The 21,080-nt window shown below is 71.0% G+C and carries 25 protein-coding genes, 1 tRNA gene and 1 pseudogene; 10 read left to right on the top strand and 17 right to left on the bottom strand.

The window, feature by feature from the left end:
* Nucleotides 1-8: 8 nt before the first annotated feature.
* The 9 genes and pseudogenes from J4030_RS18635 to J4030_RS01370 form a co-directional block, all read right to left on the bottom strand.
* Nucleotides 9-341, bottom strand: a pseudogene (locus tag J4030_RS18635) (Rv3654c family TadE-like protein); the annotation flags it as partial.
* Nucleotides 338-712 carry a TadE family type IV pilus minor pilin gene (locus J4030_RS01335; protein WP_208047369.1) on the bottom strand — a complete coding sequence of 125 codons (375 nt, stop codon included), beginning with the start codon at nucleotides 710-712 and terminating at the stop codon, nucleotides 338-340. The pseudogene J4030_RS18635 and the gene J4030_RS01335, both read right to left, overlap by 4 nt.
* A complete protein-coding gene (locus tag J4030_RS01340) occupies nucleotides 709-927 on the bottom strand; it encodes a DUF4244 domain-containing protein (protein WP_208047370.1) in 219 nt (72 codons plus the stop codon). The genes J4030_RS01335 and J4030_RS01340 overlap by 4 nt, the downstream gene beginning before the upstream one ends.
* Before the next feature lie 180 nt (nucleotides 928-1,107).
* Nucleotides 1,108-1,674: a type II secretion system F family protein gene (locus J4030_RS01345; RefSeq protein WP_208047371.1), complete on the bottom strand. Its 567-nt coding sequence runs from the start codon at nucleotides 1,672-1,674 to the stop codon at nucleotides 1,108-1,110.
* Nucleotides 1,671-2,372, bottom strand: coding sequence for a type II secretion system F family protein (locus J4030_RS01350; protein WP_208047372.1), 702 nt, complete (start codon nucleotides 2,370-2,372; stop codon nucleotides 1,671-1,673). The genes J4030_RS01345 and J4030_RS01350 overlap by 4 nt, the downstream gene beginning before the upstream one ends.
* Nucleotides 2,369-3,502 carry a TadA family conjugal transfer-associated ATPase gene (locus tag J4030_RS01355; RefSeq protein ID WP_307864503.1) on the bottom strand — a complete coding sequence of 378 codons (1,134 nt, stop codon included), beginning with the start codon at nucleotides 3,500-3,502 and terminating at the stop codon, nucleotides 2,369-2,371. Before J4030_RS01355 ends, J4030_RS01350 begins: the two co-directional genes overlap by 4 nt.
* Entirely contained in the window at nucleotides 3,499-4,236 is a 738-nt protein-coding gene (locus J4030_RS01360) for a hypothetical protein (RefSeq protein WP_208047373.1), read from the bottom strand. The genes J4030_RS01355 and J4030_RS01360 overlap by 4 nt, the downstream gene beginning before the upstream one ends.
* A 548-nt stretch (nucleotides 4,237-4,784) precedes the next feature.
* Nucleotides 4,785-5,618 carry a Fic family protein gene (locus J4030_RS01365; RefSeq protein WP_208047374.1) on the bottom strand — a complete coding sequence of 278 codons (834 nt, stop codon included), beginning with the start codon at nucleotides 5,616-5,618 and terminating at the stop codon, nucleotides 4,785-4,787.
* Between the two features lie 91 nt (nucleotides 5,619-5,709).
* Nucleotides 5,710-6,183 carry an N-acetyltransferase gene (locus tag J4030_RS01370; protein ID WP_208047375.1) on the bottom strand — a complete coding sequence of 158 codons (474 nt, stop codon included), beginning with the start codon at nucleotides 6,181-6,183 and terminating at the stop codon, nucleotides 5,710-5,712.
* Nucleotides 6,184-6,279: 96 nt separating this feature from the next.
* Here J4030_RS01370 and nhaA point away from each other — a divergent pair, with 96 nt between their 5' ends.
* Together nhaA and J4030_RS01380 are read left to right on the top strand one after the other, a co-directional pair.
* On the top strand, nucleotides 6,280-7,560 hold the full coding sequence (gene nhaA / locus J4030_RS01375; protein WP_208047376.1) for a Na+/H+ antiporter NhaA: 1,281 nt from the start codon (nucleotides 6,280-6,282) through the stop codon (nucleotides 7,558-7,560).
* A 65-nt stretch (nucleotides 7,561-7,625) separates the two neighbouring features.
* Nucleotides 7,626-8,063, top strand: a complete 438-nt coding sequence (locus tag J4030_RS01380) for a phage holin family protein (RefSeq protein WP_208047377.1) — start codon at nucleotides 7,626-7,628, stop codon at nucleotides 8,061-8,063.
* Between the two features lie 24 nt (nucleotides 8,064-8,087).
* Here J4030_RS01380 and J4030_RS01385 read toward each other — a convergent pair whose 3' ends face one another.
* Nucleotides 8,088-8,732 carry a CoA pyrophosphatase gene (locus tag J4030_RS01385; RefSeq protein ID WP_307864504.1) on the bottom strand — a complete coding sequence of 215 codons (645 nt, stop codon included), beginning with the start codon at nucleotides 8,730-8,732 and terminating at the stop codon, nucleotides 8,088-8,090.
* Nucleotides 8,729-9,388: an endonuclease III gene (gene nth / locus J4030_RS01390; RefSeq protein ID WP_208047425.1), complete on the bottom strand. Its 660-nt coding sequence runs from the start codon at nucleotides 9,386-9,388 to the stop codon at nucleotides 8,729-8,731. Before nth ends, J4030_RS01385 begins: the two co-directional genes overlap by 4 nt.
* 100 nt (nucleotides 9,389-9,488) lie before the next feature.
* On the opposite strand from nth, the gene J4030_RS01395 reads away from it, so the two are divergent.
* Nucleotides 9,489-10,190 carry a Crp/Fnr family transcriptional regulator gene (locus tag J4030_RS01395; protein WP_243762661.1) on the top strand — a complete coding sequence of 234 codons (702 nt, stop codon included), beginning with the start codon at nucleotides 9,489-9,491 and terminating at the stop codon, nucleotides 10,188-10,190.
* Between the two features lie 30 nt (nucleotides 10,191-10,220).
* Here the strand turns inward: J4030_RS01395 and J4030_RS01400 are convergent, their stop codons facing one another.
* A complete protein-coding gene (locus tag J4030_RS01400) occupies nucleotides 10,221-10,931 on the bottom strand; it encodes an MBL fold metallo-hydrolase (protein ID WP_243762662.1) in 711 nt (236 codons plus the stop codon).
* Nucleotides 10,932-11,109: 178 nt separating this feature from the next.
* On the opposite strand from J4030_RS01400, the gene J4030_RS01405 reads away from it, so the two are divergent.
* Entirely contained in the window at nucleotides 11,110-11,964 is an 855-nt protein-coding gene (locus J4030_RS01405) for a GH25 family lysozyme (RefSeq protein ID WP_208047380.1), read from the top strand.
* Nucleotides 11,965-11,967: 3 nt separating this feature from the next.
* On the opposite strand, the gene J4030_RS01410 is transcribed toward J4030_RS01405, so the two are convergent.
* Genes J4030_RS01410 through J4030_RS01420 form a run of 3 tightly spaced genes read right to left on the bottom strand, consistent with a single transcriptional unit; the run spans nucleotide 11,968 to nucleotide 13,443 of the window.
* On the bottom strand, nucleotides 11,968-12,831 hold the full coding sequence (locus J4030_RS01410) for an NUDIX hydrolase (RefSeq protein ID WP_307864505.1): 864 nt from the start codon (nucleotides 12,829-12,831) through the stop codon (nucleotides 11,968-11,970).
* The gene (locus J4030_RS01415; RefSeq protein WP_208047382.1) at nucleotides 12,824-13,285 is read right to left on the bottom strand and encodes a RidA family protein; all 462 of its coding nucleotides are present in this window, start codon (nucleotides 13,283-13,285) and stop codon (nucleotides 12,824-12,826) included. Before J4030_RS01415 ends, J4030_RS01410 begins: the two co-directional genes overlap by 8 nt.
* The gene (locus tag J4030_RS01420) at nucleotides 13,285-13,443 is read right to left on the bottom strand and encodes a DUF4177 domain-containing protein (protein WP_208047383.1); all 159 of its coding nucleotides are present in this window, start codon (nucleotides 13,441-13,443) and stop codon (nucleotides 13,285-13,287) included. The genes J4030_RS01415 and J4030_RS01420 overlap by 1 nt, the downstream gene beginning before the upstream one ends.
* Nucleotides 13,444-13,566: 123 nt before the next feature.
* On the opposite strand from J4030_RS01420, the gene J4030_RS01425 reads away from it, so the two are divergent.
* From J4030_RS01425 to J4030_RS01435, 3 genes are read left to right on the top strand one after another with little or no spacing between them, the layout of a single operon-like run.
* Nucleotides 13,567-14,355, top strand: coding sequence for a S9 family peptidase (locus tag J4030_RS01425; RefSeq protein ID WP_208047384.1), 789 nt, complete (start codon nucleotides 13,567-13,569; stop codon nucleotides 14,353-14,355).
* A complete protein-coding gene (locus J4030_RS01430; RefSeq protein ID WP_208047385.1) occupies nucleotides 14,352-15,329 on the top strand; it encodes an ArsA-related P-loop ATPase in 978 nt (325 codons plus the stop codon). The genes J4030_RS01425 and J4030_RS01430 overlap by 4 nt, the downstream gene beginning before the upstream one ends.
* A complete protein-coding gene (locus J4030_RS01435; RefSeq protein WP_208047386.1) occupies nucleotides 15,326-16,489 on the top strand; it encodes an ArsA-related P-loop ATPase in 1,164 nt (387 codons plus the stop codon). The genes J4030_RS01430 and J4030_RS01435 overlap by 4 nt, the downstream gene beginning before the upstream one ends.
* A gap of 28 nt (nucleotides 16,490-16,517) precedes the next feature.
* On the opposite strand, the gene J4030_RS01440 is transcribed toward J4030_RS01435, so the two are convergent.
* The gene (locus J4030_RS01440) at nucleotides 16,518-16,820 is read right to left on the bottom strand and encodes a WhiB family transcriptional regulator (protein ID WP_208047387.1); all 303 of its coding nucleotides are present in this window, start codon (nucleotides 16,818-16,820) and stop codon (nucleotides 16,518-16,520) included.
* A 215-nt stretch (nucleotides 16,821-17,035) separates the two neighbouring features.
* On the opposite strand from J4030_RS01440, the gene J4030_RS01445 reads away from it, so the two are divergent.
* Nucleotides 17,036-19,396 carry a penicillin-binding protein gene (locus J4030_RS01445; protein WP_208047388.1) on the top strand — a complete coding sequence of 787 codons (2,361 nt, stop codon included), beginning with the start codon at nucleotides 17,036-17,038 and terminating at the stop codon, nucleotides 19,394-19,396.
* Nucleotides 19,397-19,399: 3 nt separating this feature from the next.
* Here the strand turns inward: J4030_RS01445 and J4030_RS01450 are convergent, their stop codons facing one another.
* Complete coding sequence (locus J4030_RS01450; protein ID WP_208047389.1) at nucleotides 19,400-19,855, bottom strand: GatB/YqeY domain-containing protein; 456 nt, start codon at nucleotides 19,853-19,855, stop codon at nucleotides 19,400-19,402.
* A 55-nt stretch (nucleotides 19,856-19,910) separates the two neighbouring features.
* Here J4030_RS01450 and J4030_RS01455 point away from each other — a divergent pair, with 55 nt between their 5' ends.
* Entirely contained in the window at nucleotides 19,911-20,861 is a 951-nt protein-coding gene (locus J4030_RS01455; protein WP_208047390.1) for a metallophosphoesterase, read from the top strand.
* A gap of 109 nt (nucleotides 20,862-20,970) precedes the next feature.
* A tRNA-Pro gene (locus J4030_RS01460) sits at nucleotides 20,971-21,047 on the top strand.
* Nucleotides 21,048-21,080 lie beyond the last annotated feature (33 nt).

Raw genomic sequence — 21,080 nt, forward strand, 5'->3', positions numbered from 1 at the left:
CCCGAGCGGGACCGAGCAGTCGCCGCTCCCATGCCGAGCCGCCTGGTCGCGCCGGTCTCCACGGTGACCCCGACCGTCACGCTGTCCCCGATCAGGCGGCACACCCGCAGTGCGGCGCCGCCGGCTGACGCGACTCGCGCGGCGGCCACGCATGGGTCACCCGTGCCGTTCAGCAGGGCCGACTCGGCGGCGAGGGCCGCCATGTCCGCCGCCGTCCGCGCCCGCATGCTGGCCTGCACCGCCGCTACGAGCGCGAGGCCGCCGCCGAGCACGGACAGCACCACCGCGATCACGCCGACCATCAGCACCGTGCCGGAGCCCCGGTCTGGCGGCGGCCTCACGGCGGTCCCGCCTCCTGCTGCGCCACCCCGGTCGCGTGCAGGGAGCCGCTGCCCGCGACCCAGCCGAACGGGCCACGCACCGGAGTTGTCACCGTGACCCGCACCAGGCCTCCGGCGGGCTGCACCGTGACGGACGAGCCGGGCGGCGCGGCCCGCACCCCGTCTCGCCGTACGACGTCCGCCGGGTCGCCGCGAGCGGCCGCCCGGGCCGCCACCCGCGCGGCGTCGGTGCACCGGATCTGGTCGACGCCGACCATGAGGGCGCCGAGCGCGACCAGCATGACGAAGACCACTGCCGGCAGGGCGACCGCGAGCTCGGCAGAGACCATCCCGGCGTCCGGGCGCCGAGCCCGCGAGCGCCCTCGGGTCACGACGCCACGCTCAGCGCCTGATGGATGATCGAGGTCAGAGCGGTCTTCACCGCTCCGGATTTCACCACCCCGATCAGCACCACCGCGAAGGCGACGGCCGCCAGGGTGCCCACCGCGTACTCGGCCGTCGACATCCCCGCCTGTCGCCCGGTGGCAAGCACCGCAGACCAGCGCCTCGTACCCCACCGGTGCATCCGTACCGCGTGTCGTGTCATCCCGTGCTCCTTCATCGTTGGTGGCGTCGACCGGGGCGGTCGTGCGCCGGATGTCCATCCACCGGTCGATGGATGACGTTGTGCGAGATGGGTGGGGAGTGCGCCGGAGGGTAGTTTGCGTCGGTGGCCAGGACTGCAGCACTGGCACGGACGCAAACCGCGCACCTCGGGCGGACGCGCTCACGACGCACCCGCTAGGACGCTGCGCGCGATCGTCATCACGACCGGCACCACCGTCAGCAGCGCGAACGCCGGCAGGAAGCACAACCCCAACGGCACGACGATGAGGACCGACACCCGACCGATCGCCTCGTCGAGACGCTGGCGCTCGCGGCGCCGGATGTCGTCCGCGGCACGCCGAAGCAGCGCACCCGGTGGCACGCCGGCGGTCACCGCCAGGGCCAGCGATGCCGCGGCCGGCTTCCACACTGCGGGCAGCCCGTCCCATGCGCGCACCTCGTCCACTCCCCAGCGCATCGCGGCCGCCGCCTGCCGCAGATGGCGGGCGACCTCGGCGCCGGCGTCCTCGGCGACCGCTTCGACGGCCGTCACCAGCGGTACACCGCTGCCCAGCGCGAGGGCCAGCAGGTCGAGTGACGCCGCAACAGCGCGTACGTCGTCCGGGCCGGTCGACGGCGCGGCGAGCGGCGCGGAGCCCTCGGGCCCCTGCACGCGGGGCCAGACGAGGGGGACGGCACAGACCAGCAGGACCGCGCACCACCACTCTCCCGGCGCGGAGGCGCTCATCGCAGCGGTCCTGGCGCGCACGATCGCGCGATCATCGACCGGATCATCCGACGACCCGCCCACAGCAGCACCAGCCCGAAGACCAGAGAGATCAGACCCGGCGTCCCGGTGTAGAGCCGCACCGGATCCACCCCGATGAACGCCGAGATGCCGACGCCGGCGACCGGCAGCAGGGTGAGCAGCTGCATCGTGGCGCGCGGGCCCGCGGTGGCCGCGGCCACCCGGCGACGGTGGTCCTCCTGCTCGCGCATCGATGCGACCGCGGTGCTGAGCGCGTCACTCAGCCCGCACCCGATCCGGTCGGACAGGGACCACGCCCGCGCCACCGGTTCGAGACCGGCGTCAGGGTGGCGGGAGGCGAGACCCGCCCACGTCGCCGCAAGTGGGCTGCCGGTGCGGGCGACGGCGGACAGACCCGCGAGTTCCGCGGCGAGGTCGGGGATCTCGACGGTGCGGGCGGCGACCGCCGCCGCGGTGGCGACCGCGACGGGCGGTGGCACTCCGGCCTCGACCGCGGGCGCGATGCCTTGCACCAAGGTGGCGAAGACGGCGCTCACCGGATCCTGGGCCCTGCCGCGGTGGAGCCGGTGAACCGCCGCCTGGCGCAGCGACGCCGTCGACGACGAGATGTCCGGGCGCGGGTGACGCAGCGGCCAGCAGAGCACCGCCAGACACCCGCAGGCGAGCGCGGCGATCATCGGGCGCTGCCCAGCACGTGGGCGAGCACCGGCCAGGCGTCCTGGCGGCGCAGGGCGCCGTCTCGGCGTGCGAGCGCGGGCTGGACCCGCAGAGCGTCGCCGTCCCAGCCGATCACCCCTACCTCGCTGACCACCCGACCGGCCGGCTCCCGGCGCAGGTGCACGACGACCTTGACGGCGCTCACCAGTTGGCTGCGCACGGCATGCTGCGACATCCCCGCGAGCGCACCGAGCGCCTCGAATCGGGCGAGCACGTCCGTCGCCGTGTTCGCGTGCACCGTCCCGCAGCCGCCGTCGTGCCCGGTGTTGAGGGCGCTCAGGAGTTCGCGCACCTCGGCGCCGCGCACCTCGCCGACGACCAGCCGGTCCGGTCGCATCCGGAGGGACTGGCGCACCAGCGCCTCCAACGGCACGGCGCCGGCCCCCTCGACGTTCGCGGTGCGACCCTGCAGCGCCACGACATGCGGATGCTCGACCCGCAGCTCGCGGACGTCCTCGACGACGACGATCCGCTCGCTCGGAGGCACCCGGGAGAGCAGCGCGCCGAGCAGAGTCGTCTTGCCCGAGCCCGTGCCGCCGCTGACCACGAACGCCGCGCGGGCCCGTACGAGCTGGTCGAGCACCTCCGCGCCGAACGGGCAGATCGTCGAATTGGCCTGCAACTCCTCCAGGGTCGGGGTGTGCTGCCGTGGCACCCGGAGGCTGATGTGCGCGGCGTCGGGCACCAGCGGGGGCAGCACGGCGTGCAACCGCACGCCGCCGGGCAGCAGCCCGTCCACGAACGGACTCGTCTCGTCCAGACGTCGCCCGGCGCTCGTCGCCAGCCGGACCGCGAGCCGGCGGACCGCCGCTGCGTCGCCCACCTCGCAGGCCGTGGGCTCCAGGCCCTCACCCCGGTCGATCCACACGCCGTCGGTGCCGTTGACCAGCACGTCGGTGACTCCGGGCAGTGCGAGCAGCTCCTCCAGCGGTCCGGCGCCGAAGACCTCCGCGCTGAGCTGGGACTGCAACTGCCGAACCCGACCGGCGCCCAGGGTGACCCGGTCGAGAGATGCCAGCGCGCCCACCGTCTCCGGTGTCGGCGCGGCACCTTCACGGATCTGGCCCCACATCGCCTCCCCGATGCTCACGCCGCCGCCTCGGACCGGTCCTCGAGCAGCACCCGGAGGACTTCGTCGCAGGTCCGCGCGAGCTCGCCGTGCGCACCCGGCGCCACCCCGCGAGCCAGATCGCTGCGCACCCGCCGCTCGCTGGTCACGTGGCCCACGACCTCCACCGCGACGGCGTCGGCGAACTCCCCGGCCAGCTGATCGGAGGCGTCCCGCAGCACGACGGCCGGCTCCCGGCCGGCGGATCGCAGCATCTGGATGACGGCACCGGCGCTCGCGCTGCCGCGCACCGACCCGTGGGCCACCACGACGACGGCGCCCGCGGGCAGCTCCGTGAGGTCGGCCCCTCGCGGAGCGTCGATCAGCAGCAGGTCGCAGGACTGCGCGAGCGCCGTCACTGCCTCAGCCACCACCGGACTGGGTGCCGCTGCACCTTCACGGCCGTAGGACAGCACCGCGGTGTCACCGGGCTCTCCCATGGCGGGGAGGGCGTCGTACAGCGCCGTCCCGTCGAGGGCACCCTGGGATCCGGCGACCTGGGCCCACCGCACCCCGTCCGCGCGTTCGATGCCGAAGACGACGTCGAGCCCTCCGCCGTAGGGGTCGAGGTCGACCGCGGCCACCCGCAGCCCGCGACGATCGGCCGCACCGGCCAGACCCGCGACCAGCAGGGACGCCCCGGCGCCGCCGCCGCACCCGATGACCACCACGGTGTCGGCTGTGCCGACGTCGCGCCGGTCCGCATCTGTTCGCATGAGCCACATGCAAGCGGCGAGGGAACGCCGAGGCCCACCCGTGCGTCAGCACCTGTGGACGCCGAGGCTGCTTCTCGGGGGATGTGGATGAGGGGCCGCGAGAATCAGCCTCTGCCCGCGGACGTAGAAAGACCCCCGCCAGGGGGGTGGCGGGGGCCTTTCTGGTGGATCGCCCTGGGGGAGGGCAACCGACCCAGGCGCTGCAACCCGAAGGGAGCGCCGTCTTTCAAGTGTGGACGGTCGCGGCGATCCGGGCAAGCCTCTCGGCGGATTCCGCCCGCACGGCCCGAACCCGGACGTCGAAGACGCCCCCAACGGACTCGGTGGAGGCGTCTTCGCCAACGCGCGTGACCTGGTTACCAAGCGTGCACTCGGCGTTGTGTCGGCCCGGCCGTCAGATGGTCCGGGGACCGATCGCGTTCATCAGTGAACTGCCTGCGCGTGGGTGCCTGTCGTTCGCGGTGGTCTGGAGTTGTGACCACAGGTCTACTCCTCCCCCGCCTGTCACACAAGGCCTCGCGGGTGAGCCCGAAGAAGAGGACAATCCACTATTTGAGCCGTCCCGCGAGCACCGCATCGCAGATCCGGCCGCCCTCCTGGGCACCGGCCGCCACGGCCTCCGCGCAGTGGATCAGCCAGAGCCGCACCCCGTCCGTCGTGCCCGTGGCGTACGCCGACAGCGCACCGAGGTAGTCCACCGCACCCTGCCTGCCGTGACCCCACTCCGGCACCGCCGCACCGGTCGGGTCCACTCCACCGTCGATGAGCAGGGCACGCTCGAAAGCCCTTGCCACCACTGCATTTCCGCGCACGAATGGCCGCGCGGTCGCGATCTCTGCGTGCGCGACTGCCGCCAGCACGAGCACGGGAGCACCCTGCGGATCGGCCACCAGCGACGCCACCGCGCGCATCCGCTCGGCCGCTGCGGGGGCCTCCGGCGCCGGCCCCAGCTCCATCAGCTCCCGGCTGTCCTGTCCGGTGACCCGCGGGCGCCCGACGTCGTCGGGATCGGCGACCCCGGCGGACGCGGCGACGTGCAGTCGGGCGAGCGCGCCAGCCGGCGCGGACCGGACCTGGGCACCCATCCGTTCGGTCTCGGCGGTGGCGAGCACCGCCGACCGCAGACCCTGCTCCAGCGGGCCGACCGGGTCCGGCCAGGCCACGGCGCCGCGCATCAGGTCGCGCACCAGGTCGACGGCGAACTCCGCGCCGTCCAGCGCCGCACTCGCCCGCGCCCCGCGCACCCTGGACTCGGTCGCCGCCTCAGGGATCCGGCGGCGCAGCGCGGGATGCCAGCGCAGCGCCGTACAGGTCTCCCGGGCGTCGTCGACGGCCGCGGACACCCCTGGCAGAGCGACGAGAGCGTCAAGAGGGCCGGCCACGTCGCACCAACCTAGGACAGGACGCGCGACCGGCCGCGCCCGGCCGCAGTGGGAGTCGTCGCGCGCCGTATAGAGCGCGCCGCGACTCCACCTACCCCGCTCCCAGCCACCGCATCGTGAATTCGAGCTCGTCCTCCGGGTTCTCACCGACGATGACGAACCCGTGCCGCTCGTAGAGGGCGATCGCAGGCGCGTTGTGCTTGCGCACCTGCAGCACGACGGGCACCTCGGGGTAGCGGGAGGCCACCCAGCGCAGCGCGTACTCGATCAGCGCGCCACCCACCGCCCGGCCACGAGCGAACGGCGCGACCCACATCGAGATGAACTCCAGGCGGCCGGTCTCGTCCGGTGCGGTCGCGCTGAGGACACCCGCCGGTAAGCCGTCCAGGTCCGCCAGGGCGTGCAGCGGCACGTCCACGAGCCGCGCCCGCCACCGAGCCTCGTCGGCGTCCTCCCACTCGGCAGACGTCGACCCGAACGCCTCCGGCGCGTCCCGCAGCGCCGCCAGCCGGACCTCCCGCCAGACTCGCCAATCGTCGGGTCCCAGCTCGCGGATCGAGATCACAGCGGCGAGCATCCCACCGCTACCCTGGAGCGAGGTGAGCCGGGAAGTCTGGTCGGCACGTCATCGACCGACCCCACACCGCGAAGGCGGTCCGCAGTGTCCCTCCCGAACCCGCAGCGACCACGCTTGTTCTCCCGCGGCGAATGGCCCGAGGCTCGACGTGTCGCCGCGCTCCTGCGCCACGAGACCATCGGGGGCGCGCTGCTCCTCACGGCCGCCGTCATCGCCATCGCCTGGGCCAACACCCCCTGGCGAAAGACGTATTCAGACTTGCAGCACGCGCACGTCGGGCCGTCCTCGATCGGCCTGCACCTCAGCCTCAGCCACTGGGCCTCCGACGGGCTGCTCGCCGTCTTCTTCTTCGTGGTCGGCCTCGAGCTCAAGCACGAGTTCCTGCGCGGTGACCTGCGCGACCGGCGCAAGGCCGTCGTACCCGTCGTGGCAGCAGCCAGCGGCGTCGCCGTGCCCGCGCTCTTCTACGCCGTGGTGCAGGCTTTCGGCGCCGGCGCGCTCCGGGGCTGGGCGATCCCCACCGCCACCGACATTGCCTTCGCGCTCGCGGTCCTGGCGGTCATCGGCACCCATCTGCCGTCGGCGCTGCGGTCGTTCCTGCTGACGCTCGCGGTGGTCGACGACCTGATCGCCATCACGATCATCGCCTTCTTCTACACCGGCTCACTCAACCTCGTCGCGCTGCTGGCGGCTGTCGTTCCGCTCGTGGCCTTCGCGGTGCTGATGCGGCGTGGCGTGCGCAGCCCGTGGGTGCTGGTCCCGCTCGCGCTGCTCACTTGGGTGCTGGTGCTGAATTCGGGCATCCACGCGACCATCGCCGGGGTGCTCCTCGGCCTGGCGGTGCCCGTGCAGGACGATCGCGCTCACCACCTCGAACACCGGATGCGACCGCTGTCCGCCGGGGTGTGCGTGCCGGTCTTCGCGTTCTTCTCCGCGGGCGTCGCCGTGACCGGGTTCAGCGACGCCGTCCGCGATCCGGTGACGCTCGGCATCGTGGCGGGGCTGGTGCTGGGCAAGGCGGTCGGCGTCCTCGGGGGCACGTACGCCGTCGCGCGCTTCACCCGTGCCCGCCTCGACGACGATCTCGCCTGGTGGGACGTCGTCGGGCTCAGCCTGCTGGCAGGCATCGGATTCACCGTGTCGCTGCTCATCGGCGAGCTGGCGTTCGGCGACGGCAGCGTGCGCGACCAGCACGTCAAGATCGGCGTCCTGCTGGGCTCCCTGGTGTCGGCGCTGCTGGCCGCCGCGGTCCTGCGAGCCCGCAGCAGGATCTACCGGGCGCTGCACGAACGAGAGATCCGGGACGACGACGGCGACGGGGTCCCGGACTGCTACGGGACCCGCGTCGAGGAGACCCGGCGGTAGCGTGTCGTTAGTCTCTTCCCAGACGTCATGGGTGAGAACCCGATCCGCACCGAAGGAGACCCTCGATGGCTCAGAGCACCAAGGACGCCGGGGCAACCCGTCTGGACACCCGTGGGGCCGGCACCGAGCGCACCCTCGGTCAGCTGGTCGCCGACGCCCAGACCGACGTCAAGGACATCGTCAAGGGTGAGATCGCCCTGGCGAAGCTGGAGATCAAGGCCGACGTGGCCAAGGGCGGCAAGGGTGCTGGACTGCTCGCCGGCGCGGGCCTCTTCGGTCTGTATGCGCTGGGCTTCCTGCTCACGGCCGCCGCATGGGCCCTGGCCCTCGTCGTACCGACCTGGGCGGGCTTCCTGATCGTCGGCGGTGTGCTCCTGCTGATCACGATCGTGCTGGCACTGATCGGGATCAGCGCGCTGAAGAAGATCAAGGGCAAGCCCGAGCGCACCATCGACACCAGCCAGAAGGCCATCGCCGCCGTCAAGCCGCCCAAGGCCTCCTAAGTCACCATCGCCGCCGCTGATCGTTCAGCGGCGGCGGTACTTCTCGGGTACGACGCGCTCGTCGCCCTCGTCCCACGGCAGCGTGTGACCGGTGAGGGTGAGCAGCGCGTCCAGCACGATCGCGGTGAACCCCCAGATGTAGAGCCCGTCGACCTCGAAGGCCGGGGCCGCGAACCGGCGCTCCGGTGCGATCGCGGTGAACCTGTTCGCCGGATCCATCAGGTCGGCGATCGGGATGCGCTCCACCCGTGCGACCTCCGCCTCGGCCGCGCGCACCGGCGAGGGAGATTCCCACCAGGCAACGACCGGGGTCACGTGGAACCCGGTGACGCTCAACGGAAGCGACGGCAGGCTGCCCAGCACCTGCACGCCCGTGGGGTCGAGGCCGATCTCCTCGTGCGCCTCCCGTAGCGCGGTCTCCTGCGGTGAGGCGTCGCGCGGGTCGACGCCGCCCCCGGGGAACGACACCTGACCGGCGTGCTGACGCAACGTGTCCGCGCGCTGGGTCAGCACGACGTCCTCACCCCCGCCGTCGTGCGGGCCGAAGAGCATCAGCACCGCTGACCGGCGGCCTTCCCCGTCGGCACCGGCGGGGAACGTGGGCATCCGCCCGACCGCCTGCTCCTCGATGCCCAGCAGCCAGGACGGGACCGGGTGGATGTCGTTCACGCAGGGGCCATCTCGTACTTCAGCAGCTTGCGTGCCTTCTCGGGATCGGTCTCGCCGTCGCCGTACGACGGGCACCACCGGGCGATCGGGCACACCCCGCAGGCCGGCTTCTTGGCGTGACACATCCGGCGCCCGTGGAATATGAGGACGTTGCTGAGCATGGTCCAGTCCTTGCGGGGGAACAGCGCGCCGATCTCCTGCTCGACCTTCACCGGGTCGTCCAGCACGGTCCAGCCGAAGCGTCGTACGAGCCGGCCGAAGTGGGTGTCCACGGTGAGCCCCGGGATGTCGAACGCGTTGCCGAGCACCACGTTCGCCGTCTTGCGACCGACACCGGGCAGCGTCACCAGCTCCTTCAACCGGGGCGGCACCTCGCCCTCGTAGCGCTCCACCAGCGCCTGGCCCAGGGTCATCACCGCGTTGGTCTTGGCCCGAAAGAACCCGGTCGGCTTGAGCAGCTGCTCCAGCTCCGCGCGGTCGGCGCCGGCGTACGCCGCGGCGTCCGGATAACGCGCGAAGAGGGTCGGCGTGACCTTGTTGACGCCGACGTCGGTGGTCTGCGCCGACAGGATCGTGGCGACGAGCAGCTCGAGCGGGGTGCTGAAGTCCAGCTCGCACCGCGCGTAGGGGTAGGTGTCGTGCAGGACGCGGTACATCTTGCGAGCGCGGCGGGTGCGCGACACCGAGCTCTCGGCGGTGACATCGAGGCGTTTCACCCGACCGAGACTAAGGGTGTGCCGAGCACGCGCCGTCAGGATGGTGACGTGGCACACTGACCCCGTGGAAACCGAGGCCGTACGCAAGGCGCCATTGTTCGCCGCACTCGACGACAGCGCAGCCGAGGCATTGCTCGAGTCGATGTCCCGCACCAAGGTCGCCCGCGGCCGCGAGCTCTTCCGCGAGGGCGATCAGGGCGACACGCTCTACGTCATCACCGCCGGCAAGGTGAAGCTCGGTCGGCGTTCCATGGACGGTCGCGAGAACCTCCTGGCGATCCTCGGCATGGGCGAAATGCTGGGCGAACTCAGCCTTTTCGACCCTGGTGCCCGTACGGCGACCGCGACGGCCGTCGCCGACACCGAGCTGGCCGGGCTCGCGCACGCCGACATGACCGAGTTCCTCAAGGACCGGCCCGAGGTCGCGATGACCATGCTGGGCGCGTTGGCCCGCCGCCTGCGGCGCACCAACGAGGCGCTCGGCGACCTGGTCTTCACCGACGTGCCGGGTCGTGTCGCCAAGGCGCTGCTGGACCTGTCCTCCCGGTTCGGTCAGCCGGCCGACGACGGAGTGCTGGTCGCGCACGACCTCACCCAGGAGGAGCTCGCCCAGCTGGTCGGGGCCTCCCGCGAGACCGTCAACAAGGCGCTGGCGGACTTCAGCTCCCGCGGCTGGATCAAGCTCGAGGCGCGGGCCGTGACGTTGATCGACGTCGAGCGCCTGCAACACCGCGCCCGCTGACGCCCTGATGCACCGCGGCTCCCTGCGGGGTCAGCCCCGCTCGGCCAGATAGTCCAGCTGCGCCAGCACGGTGCTGCGCGCCGCCGGCCACACCTCGCGCGGCACGTCCGCGTAGACCTGCTCCACCACGGCCTGCGCGACATCGTCCGATTCACTCGCTCCGGCGGCCAGCGCCGCTCGCACCTGGTCCAACCGCTGGAGCCGGTGCTGCGCGTACTGCGCGATCACGGCCGCCGCGTCGGCGTGGGTCGGCCCGTGACCCGGACCGAGCGTCATACCCGTCGCGACGCCCGCGAGCCGATCGAGGGAGGCGAGGTACGCCGCCAGCTCGCCATCGGGGTGCGCGACCACGCTCGTCCCCCGGCCGAGGACCGTGTCGCCGGTCAGTAGGAGCTGCTGGTCGGGCACGACGAACGACACCGAGTCCTTGGTGTGCCCGGGCGTGAGCAGCACCTGGATGCGCACCTCGCCCACCGCGATCCACTCACCGTCGGTGAACGCGCGTCCGTGTCCGGCGCCGCGGACCGGTGCCCCTGTCAGCTCCGCCCACCGCTGCGCGGACTCCGCGTGATCGAAGTGACCGTGCGTCAGCAGGGTGAGCGCCACTCGCGCCCCTGCGGCGCGGACGACCTCCAGGACGGCCTGCAGATGCCCCTCGTCCAGGGGTCCCGGATCGACCACCACGGCCTCGTCCGCCCCTGGGCTGTGCAGCACCCAGGTGTTCGTGCCGTCAAGGGTCATCGGGCCCGGGTTGGGGCAGAGCACCACTCCAGCCCCGTGCGTAACAGGGCCACCGCGCCATATCGTGTTAACCACTACTACATCTTGACGGAGAACTGACGTTTTCCAGGGCTGCGCCGCACCCATTGTTCACCTGTGTCAACGACGCTCGCCTCTCCCCACCGATGAATGGACCACCATGAAAAACGCGCTGCGTGCCCTGTGCGGCACCTCGATCGTGACACTAGGGGTCACCGCCGCTCTGCCGGCGGCGCAGGCCCACGCTACGCCCGCCACCCACCGCCTCACTGCCACCGCACGGGCCGCGGGCCTCACCGCGGCCGGCGGCGGCTATCCGGGCTGGCGGTCCAAGACCGTCTCGTCCGGCCAGCAGACCGCTCAGATGATGCGTCCGATGTACACCAATGGCAACGCCTACGGGGTGGACGTGTCGCAGTACCAGGGCAACGTGGCCTGGAACTACCTGCGGGGCCAGGGGTTCTCCTTCGCCTACGTCAAGGCGAGTGAGGGCACGGGGTACAGCAGCTCGACGTTCCGGGCGCAGTACAACGGGTCGTACGCCGCAGGGTTCATCCGCGGCGCGTACCACTTCGCACTCCCCAACCAGTCCAGCGGCAGCTACCAGGCGGACTACTTCCTAGCGCACGGCGGTGGCTGGTCCCGGGACGGTCGCACCCTCCCTGGAGCGCTCGATATCGAGTACAACCCTTACGGCTCGTCGTGCTACGGCTACAGCCGGTCCGGGATGACCTCGTGGATCAAGTCGTTCGTGAACCGCTATCGCTCACGTACGGGCCGCTACCCGGTGGTCTACACGACGTACGACTGGTGGGCCACCTGCACCGGCAACACCTCGGCGCTCGCCGGGCTGACGCCGTTCTGGATCGCTCAGTACAGCCACGTGCCGAACCAGCTCCCGGCCGGGACGCGGTTCTCCCACATCTGGCAGTACAGCCAGAGCGGCGGCCTGGACAAGGACCGCTTCAACGGCACCACGGCCGGGCTGCGCTCGCTCGCCCTCGGCGCGCGCTGAGTCTCAGCGCACCGGCAGCTGCGCCCGCAGGATCACGTCGGCCCCGTCGTACTCGGCCATCGGCATCACGGGTACGACGGGCGGCGTGGACCCGATGACGGCCTCCGGGCCGGCTGCCTGAGCAAGGCGTTCGAGGTTGGTGACGGTGGGGGCCAACATCGACGCTTCACCGGAGGCGACGTCGGCGATCAGATCGGCAGGGGCGACCCATCGGGAGATGTCCGCCTCGCTGGTCTGATCGTCGGCGCGCTGACCCTCGGGCAGGAGCGCGGCGAAGAAGTAGGTGTCGTAGCGCCGCTTCTCGAATTCCGGCGTCAGCCAGTGGTCCTGGAACGACAACAGATCCGAGCGCAGCACCAGCCCCTCGTGGGAGAGCAGCTGCGTCATGGACATCTCCTTGGCGAGCAACGCCGCCCGATGCCCCTGCCAGGTCGGGCCGGTCACGTCTGCCAGCACCTCGTCGGCCGTGCGCCCGGCGAGCAGCACACCGCACTCCTCGAAGACCTCGCGGACCGCGGCACACACCAACTCGACGGCCTCCGCCCGCGGAACGCCGAGGCGGACCGCCCACTCCCGCGGGGACGGCCCCGCCCAGGGCACGTCGACATCGGCGTCGCGCGGGTCGACCCCGCCACCCGGGAAGACCCACATCGAGGGCGCGAACGCCATCGAGGCGACCCGCCGCAGCATGAACACCTCCGGTGCGCTACCGGATCGGCCGTGCCGCAGCACCATCACCGTCGAGGCGCGCCGGGGCGCCACCCCGGCGGGCGATCCGGCGTCCAGCCACTGACGTGCCAGCTCGCCGACCGGTCCGACGGCGACGAAGACGTGCTCGCGGGTAGCGACCGCCGAGGGCTCAGTCACGGACGACGACGGTGATCTCGACCTCGACAGGGGCATCGAGCGGCAGGACGGCCACGCCCACCGCGGAGCGGGCGTGCACGCCGTCCGCGCCGAACGCCGCACCGAGCAGCTCGCTCGCGCCGTTGACGACGGCGGGCTGACCGGTGAACGCGGGGTCGCTGGCCACGAAGCCGACGACCTTGACCACCCGCACGGTGTCCAGGTCGGGCACCAACGACTTCACCGCGGCGATCGCGTTGAGGGCGCAGGTGCGGGCCAGCTCGGTCGCCTGCTCCGGGGTGACCTGCGCCCCGACCTTGCCGGTGGCGGTGAGCGCGCCGTCGACCATCGGCAGCTGACCCGAGGTCTGCACGGTGTCGGCGTACCGCACAGCCGGGACGTACGACGCCAGCGGCGCGACGACGTCGGGCACGCTCAGCCCCATCGCCGCGAGCCGGTCCTCGACCTGCGACATCAGGTGTGCTTGGGACGCTTCAGGTAGGCGACCAGGTTGCCGCCGTCCGGGCTCTGCAGCACCTGCACGAGCTCCCAACCGTCCTCACCCCATTGGTCCAGGATCTGCTTGGTCGCGTGCACGATCAGCGGGACGGTCGCGTACTCCCACGTGTTCACGGGTTCTCCTCGTCGTCGTTCGGGTCGGGTCGGTCCACTCGCGGACGAGCGGAATCCACCGCAGTCTGGCAGGGCGCGACCGCTCGGTGCGAACCCCTCCCGCGCGCTGCGTAGGCTCCCAGCATGGCTTCCGTGCTGGACCGCGCCGCCGCGCCGCCCGACGAGACCACCGCGTACGGCGAGGAGCCGGACCAGATCTACGACGTGCGGCAGCCGACCGGGCCACCGCGTGGGGTGACGGTGATCGTCGTGCACGGCGGCTTCTGGCGGCCCGCCACCGACCGCAGCCACACCGGCAGCGAGGCCGTGGCCTTCGCGCAGGACGGTTTCCACGTCGTGGTGCCGGAGTACCGGCGAGCGGCGCGCGGCGGTTGGCCGGCCATGCGCGCGGACCTGCGGGACGTCGTCGCCGCCGTCGCGGCCCGCACCGATCTGCCGGATCGCGTCGTCCTGGTGGGGCATTCGGCCGGCGGCCACCTGGTCGCGTGGCTCGCGGCCCAGCCCGAGACGCACGGCGTCGTCGGCACAGTCGCGCTGGCCGGCTGCGTGGATCTGCATCTGGTGCACGAGCTCGGCCTGGGCGCAGGCGCCGCCGAGGCCCTGATGGGCAGCACGCCCGAGAAAGACCCGGCCGGCTGGGAGCAGGCGGATCCGGCCCGTCTCGGGGGTCCCCCGGCGCCCGTCGTCGCGATCCACGGCACCCGCGACGAGCACGTGCCGCTCTCGATCTCGCAGAGCTACACGGCTGCCGTCCCCAGCACGCGGCTGCGGGTGATCGACGGCGCCGATCACTTCGACGTTATCGATCCGCAGTCGGCGGCGTTCGCGATCGTCCGCGCGGCGGTGTCAGAGCTGGCCGATCCGACTGACCTGGCCGACCCGGCCGATCTCGCGGGCGGGCGCGAACGGTGACCGCACAGCTGCACATCGTCTCGGGCAAGGGGGGCACCGGCAAGACGACGGTCGCCGCCGCCCTGGCGCTCGCCCTGGCACACGACGGCCGGCGGGTGCTGCTCGTCGAGGTCGAGGGCCGCGGCGGCATCAGTCAGGTCTTCGACGTCGCACCCTTCGGCGACGAGGAGACCCACGTCGCCCGCGGGCTCGGAGGCGGCGAGGTGCGCGGCCTCGCCATCGACCCGAAGGCGGCGCTGCTGGAATACCTGCAGATGTTCTACAAGCTCGGCCGGGCCGGCGGTCTGCTGGAGAAGTTCGGCGCCATCGACTTCGCGACCACCATCGCGCCGGGGATGCGCGACGTGCTGGTCATCGGCAAGGTCTACGAGGTCGTACGCCGCGACGAGCACCACGCGCGACGAGGTTTCCAGCAGTACGACGCCGTCGTCCTCGACGCTCCCCCGACCGGCCGGATCGGCAAGTTCCTGGCGGTCAACCGTGAGCTGTCGGGACTGGCGAAGGTGGGCCCGATCAAGAAGCAGGCCGACTCGATCATGCGGATGCTGACCTCCGGTCGCAGCCGGGTGCACCTGGTCGCGGTCGCGGAGGAGATGCCCGTGCAGGAGACCATCGACGCCACAGCCGAGCTGCGCGGCGAGGGCCTGCCGATGGGATCGATCATCGTCAACCAGGAACGCGGGGCGCTGCTCGGCAAGAGGTCCCGCGCCCTGCTGCAGAGCCCCGATTTCGACGCCGAGCCGCTGAGCGCCGACCTGGCCGATGGGGGTCTGCGGGTCGGACCCACGCTCGTGGACGGGCTCGTGGAGTCCGGACGGCGTCTGGACGAGCGGCTGTCCCTGGAGGAGCGCGAACGGGCCCGGCTCAGCTCACTCGACCTGCCGATCGTGCGGCTGCCCGCACTGCCGGACGGGATGGACGCGGGCGGGCTGCGTCAGCTCGCCGCCGACCTGCACCGCCAGGGAATGCAATGACGACCCCGAGCCTGAACATCGACACCCTGATCGACGACCCCACGATCCGCACCGTGATCTGCTGCGGCTCCGGCGGGGTGGGCAAGACGACCACCGCGGCCGCCGTGGCGATCCGTGCCGCGGAGGCAGGCCGGTCCGTCGTGGTCCTCACCATCGACCCGGCCCGACGGCTCGCGCAGGCTCTGGGACTGGAGCACCTGGACAACGATCCGGCCCCCGTGCACACCATCGACACCTCGGCGGGCGGATCGCTCGACGCGATGATGCTGGACATGAAGCGGACCTTCGACGAGGTCGTGATGTCCCACTCCACGCCGGAGAAGGCCGCCGCGATCATGGCGAACCCGTTCTACGAGGCCGTGTCCAGCTCGTTCGCCGGCACTCAGGAGTACATGGCGATGGAGCGGCTGGGGCAGCTGCAGCAGGAGACGGTCGGCACCGACCGGCGGTGGGACCTGATCGTGGTGGACACCCCGCCCTCGCGCTCGGCCATGGACTTCCTCGACGCGCCCAAGAAGCTCGGGTCCTTCCTCGACGGCCGGTTCATACGGTTGATGACCGCGCCCGCCAAGGTGGGCGGCCGCGCGTACCTGAAGGTCGTGTCGGTGGGGATGAGCTCGGTCACCGGGGTGATGGCGAAGATCCTCGGCGCCCAGATGCTGAAGGACGCCCAGACCTTCATCGCCGCGCTGGACACGATGTTCGGCGGTTTTCGCGAGCGCGCGGAGGTGACGTACGCCGCGCTCAGCGACGCGAGTACGGCGTTCCTCGTCGTGGCGTCACCCGAGCGCGATGCTCTGCGTGAGGCGTCGTTCTTCGTGGACCGTCTGGCCTCGGAGGGGATGCCGCTGGCCGGGCTCGTGGTGAACCGGCTGCAGCCGATCACCATCCCGTCGCTGTCCGCGGCGCGGGCGATCGAGACGGCGCAGGCGATCCGGGATCTACCCGGCCGGGCGGAGGGTTGGAAGCCGGCGGACACCGCGGCTCTGCTGCAGGTGCACGCCGAGGCCGCCGACCAGGCGGCGCGGCACCGGGCGGCGGTGGCCCGCTTCACCGCGGCGCACGAGGACATCCCCCAGGTCCACGTGCCGACGTCCGGCAGCGACGTGAACGATGTCGACCAACTGCGGGAGATCGGTGCGGCACTCAGTGGGGACTAGTCGGTGCCGGTCGAACGATCGGCGTCGGTCAGGGGCGCTCGTTGGCGCGGGCTGCCTTGAACAAGGCGGTCCAAGACCGCACCTCGGGACGCCGACGGAGCAGTGCACGGCGCTCACGCTCGGTCATGCCACCCCACACGCCGTACTCGGTGTGGTTGTCCAGGGCGTCGGCCAGGCACTCGGCCACCACGGGACAGCCCTGGCAGATCGCCTTGGCAAGCTGCTGAGCAGCGCCTTTGGCGAACAGCTCGTCCGGCACACCTCCACGACACGCGGCACGCGCCGCCCAGCTCTCGTCCCAGCTGGTGTGCTCGGGAGCAACTGCAGTCATCGCTTGAACCCTTCCCCATAGCGTCGTACTTTCCCCAAGGTAATGTCAGAAGAGTAAATACTTGGTAATTGATCCGCTAGGCCTACTGAGAACTAATTAAACCTAGTTATTTATGACTATTTACACGGACCGACGTTGGGGTAAGTTACCTGCTCCGACGCCGCGACAGCGCGGGATCGAGGCCTTGCACAGCGGACCGGGTTAGCCTCGTGTCCATGCGTGCCACCCGCCGGCTCGGATCCGTGCTCACCCTGCTCATCGCCCTGCTCGCCACCGCGATGGTGATGGGCCTGCTCGCGGCCGGACTGCTGATCCCCGCCGTCGGCGGGGCCGGCCTCGCCACCAACAAGAGCATCAGCCTCTTCAACGGGCTGCCGTCGACGTTCGCCATGAACCCGCTTGCTCAGCAGTCGCGGATCCTGGCGGCCGACGGCTCGACGATCGCCACGCCGTTCAACGAGAACCGCATCGTGGTGCCGCTGAACAAGGTCTCGCCCATCATGCAGAAGGCGCAGGTGGCGATCGAGGACGAGCGCTTCTTCCAGCACGGCGGCATCGACCCCAGGGGCCTGCTCCGCGCGCTCACCAGCAACGCCCAGGGGGGCGGCGTCCAGGGAGCCTCCACCCTCACCCAGCAGTACGTGAAGGTGTCGCTGCAGAACGAGGCGCTCAGCTCCGGCAACACCGCGGCCGCGAAGAACGCGGTGGCGCGCGAAGGTCTGCAGGGGTACGTCCGCAAGCTGCAGGAGCTGAAGTACGCGACGGCGCTGGAGCAGAAGTACAGCAAGGACCAGATCCTCGACGGCTACCTCAACCTCGTCTACTACGGCGACCAGCAGTACGGCATCGAGGCGGCCGCGCAGCACTACTTCAGCGTGCACGCCTCGCAACTGAACCTGCCGCAGGCCGCCCTGCTCGCCGGGGTGGTCAACCAGCCCTCCGCGTTCGACCCGGTCAACAACCCCCATGACTCCAAGACGCGCCGCAACATCGTGCTGCAGAAGATGTACCAGCAGAAGATCATCACCTTCAAGCAGTACTCGGACGCGTCGGTGTCGCCGATCGCGCTGAAGCTGAAGAACATCAGCGGCAACTGCGCGTCGTCGCAGTACCCGTACTTCTGCAACTACGTGACGAGCTGGCTGGACCAGCAGCCGGCGCTCGGCAAGACCGTCAAGGCTCGTCAGGCAGCGCTGCAGAGTGGCGGGCTCACCATCAAGACCTCGTTCCAGCCCAAGATGGCCGCCATCATCGACCAGCAGATCCGTGCGAAGGTGCCGCAGAACAACAAGTACGGCATCAACAGCGCGGGCGTGATGATCAAGCCAGGCACGGGCGACATCATCGCCACGGCGCAGAACACCTCCTACAGCAACACGACCGCGCGCGGGAAGACGTCCCTGGACCTCGCAGGCACGGCGAAGTTCACCTTCGGCTCCTCCACGAAGTACTTCCAGATCCTCACGGCGCTCGAGCGCGGTGCGTCACCGGACCAGACGATCAACGTCCCGAAGCAGAACATCAAGACAACGGACAATCAGCCGGGGTCCACCTTCAAGTACCTCGCCTTCAACGGTCCTTGCTATGACAACAAGCGCGGCACGTTCCAGATCGGAAACGACTTCTCAGTACCGTCCGGACCGATGCCGTACGCCACAGCGACCGCATGGTCGGTCAACACCGCGTTCACCCAGCTGACGGCGGACGTCGGCATGTGCAACGTGGTCGACACCATGGTCAAACTGGGCCTGGACCGCAGAGACCTGCAGATCACCCCGGCCGGCATCGTGCTGGGCGTGGGTGTCACCTCCCCGATTCAGCTCGCCAACGCCTACGCAACGGCCGCGGCAGGCGGCAAGTACTGCCCGCCGCGACCGGTCGAGTCGATCACCGACGGTAACGGCAAGAAGCTCAAGCTGACCGGCATCACCTGCAGACAAGTGATCTCCAAGAAGACGGCCGAGGAGACCAGTCAGATCTTCCGAGCCGTACTCAATCCGAATGACCCGAAGGCGACGGGGCACAAGTCCGCGCTTGCCCGCGGACGGCCGGCCGCGGGCAAGACCGGCACGGTGACGGGGGCGAAGAACATCTGGTTCGTCGGTTACACCCCGCAGATCGCCACAGCGGTGTGGGTCGGACACGGGTCGGGGTCGCAGCCGAACCTGAAGGACATCACCCTGGCCGGCAAGAAGTACAACGGCTACGTGTTCGCAGGCGACCTCGCCGGGCCGATCTGGAAGAGCATCATGGACGCGGCCCTCAAGGGCCAACCCATCGAGCAGTTCCCCGTGGTGCCCGGCATGAATACCGGCACCAGCACATCCACCCCGAGTTCGTCGTCCTCGTCATCGTCGACGTCATCTTCTTCATCGACGTCGACGCAGATCTCCGTGCCCAACGTCGTCGGGCAGGACATCAACTCGGCGATCGCCACCTTGCAGGCGGCCGGGTTCCACGTGCAGGTCGGTCCGAGCCGTCCCGGCCCGCAGCCACGGGGTCAGATCACCGCGATGTCAGCGTCCGGCGGCGCGACTCAGGGCACCACGATCTACATCTACCCCAGCTCGGGCTGAGCCTCAGCCGGCGCTGAGCGCCTCACGCACGGCGGCGGCGACCTTGCCGCCGTCCGCACGACCGGCGATCTGCGGCTGCAGGACCTTCATGACCTGGCCCATGCCCCCCATCCCGGAGGCACCGGTCGATGAGATCGCCTGCTGGATCATCGTGGTCAGCTCCTCGTCGCTGAGCTGCGCCGGCAGGTAGTGCTCCAGGACGGCCAGCTCCGCGCGTTCGGCGTCGGCCAGCTCGGGCCGACCCGCGTCGTCGTACGCCGTCGCGGCCTCGCGCCGTTTCTTGGCCTCCTTGGTCACACAGGCCAGCACCTCGTCGTCGGTCAGCTCGTGCTTGGCGTCGCCGCTCACCTCCGAGGTGCGCACAGCCGCGAGCGCCATCCGCAGGGTCTGGGTGCGCACGGTGTCCTTCGCGCGCATCGCCGCGGTGAGGTCGGTCTGCAGGGTGTCCTTGAGGCTCATGCGGGGCAGTCTGTCACCCGTCCTCGCGTGTGCGAGCGCGTGTGAGGATGTGCGGATGCATCCCGTCGCCCGTGCCGCCGCCGCGGCAGCCACCGCCGGAGCGGGGGCGCTCGCCTGGGCCTCGCTCGTCGAGCGGCACTGGTACGCCGTCCGCCGAGCCACCCTCCCGGTCCTACCCGAGGGCGCCACCCCTGTCCGGGTGCTGCACATCTCCGACCTGCATCTCGTGCCCCGCCAGGAGCGGCGGATCGCCTGGGTGCGCGCGCTCGCCTCTCTCGAGCCGGACTTCGTCGTCAACACCGGCGACAACTGCTCGGACCTGGACGCGGTCCCGGCGGTGCTGCGTGCCATGGAACCGCTGCTGGAACTGCCCGGCGCCTTCGTGCTCGGCTCGAACGACTACTTCGCGCCGACCGTCAAGAACCCGCTGCGCTACTTCGACCGCTCACACCCCCGTGGCGCGGACATGGAGACGCTGGAGCTGCCGTGGCGGGAACTGGTCTCGGGCTTCACCTCCGGCGGCTGGCTGGACCTGACCAACGTCCGCCGGTCCCTGTCGCTGCGCGGGCTCGACCTGGAGCTGGTCGGCGTCGACGACCCGCATCTCGGCTACGACCGGTACGACGCCGCGCCCGCAGACCCGGCGGCCGATCTCACGCTGGGGGTGCTGCACGCGCCGTACACCCGCGTCCTGGACGCGATGGCGGCCGACGGCGCGCGCGTGCTGCTCGCCGGGCACACGCACGGCGGACAGCTCTGCGTGCCTGGGTACGGCGCGCTGGTCACCAACTGCGATCTGGACAGGACCCGTGCCAAGGGGGTCTCGCGGTGGTGGCCCGGCGCGAACGGTCAACCGTCCACCAGTGCGCCGTGCGACGCCGCGTGGCTGGAGGTGTCGGCGGGTCTCGGCCACAACAAGTACACACCGGTGCGCTTCGCCTGCCGGCCCGAGGCGACGCTGCTCACCCTCGCTCCCCCGTCGTGGGACTCCGGCCCCACGCTGTGAGCCGGCCGCCTGGCGCGCCTACCGATTGGGAGATGCGCGAGCCTTACCGGTAACGTATGCCGGGCTGCATCCGGCTCGTGTGCGATCCACACGACGGGTGCAGCAGCCACGGGGTGTGGCGCAGCTTGGTAGCGCGCGTCGTTCGGGACGACGAGGCCGCAGGTTCAAATCCTGTCACCCCGACCAGCAAGGAGAACGGCCCTGACCTGCGGGAACGCG

Origin of the sequence: Allobranchiibius sp. CTAmp26 (genome assembly GCF_017565405.1) — a bacterium.
GTDB lineage: Bacteria > Actinomycetota > Actinomycetes > Actinomycetales > Dermatophilaceae > Allobranchiibius.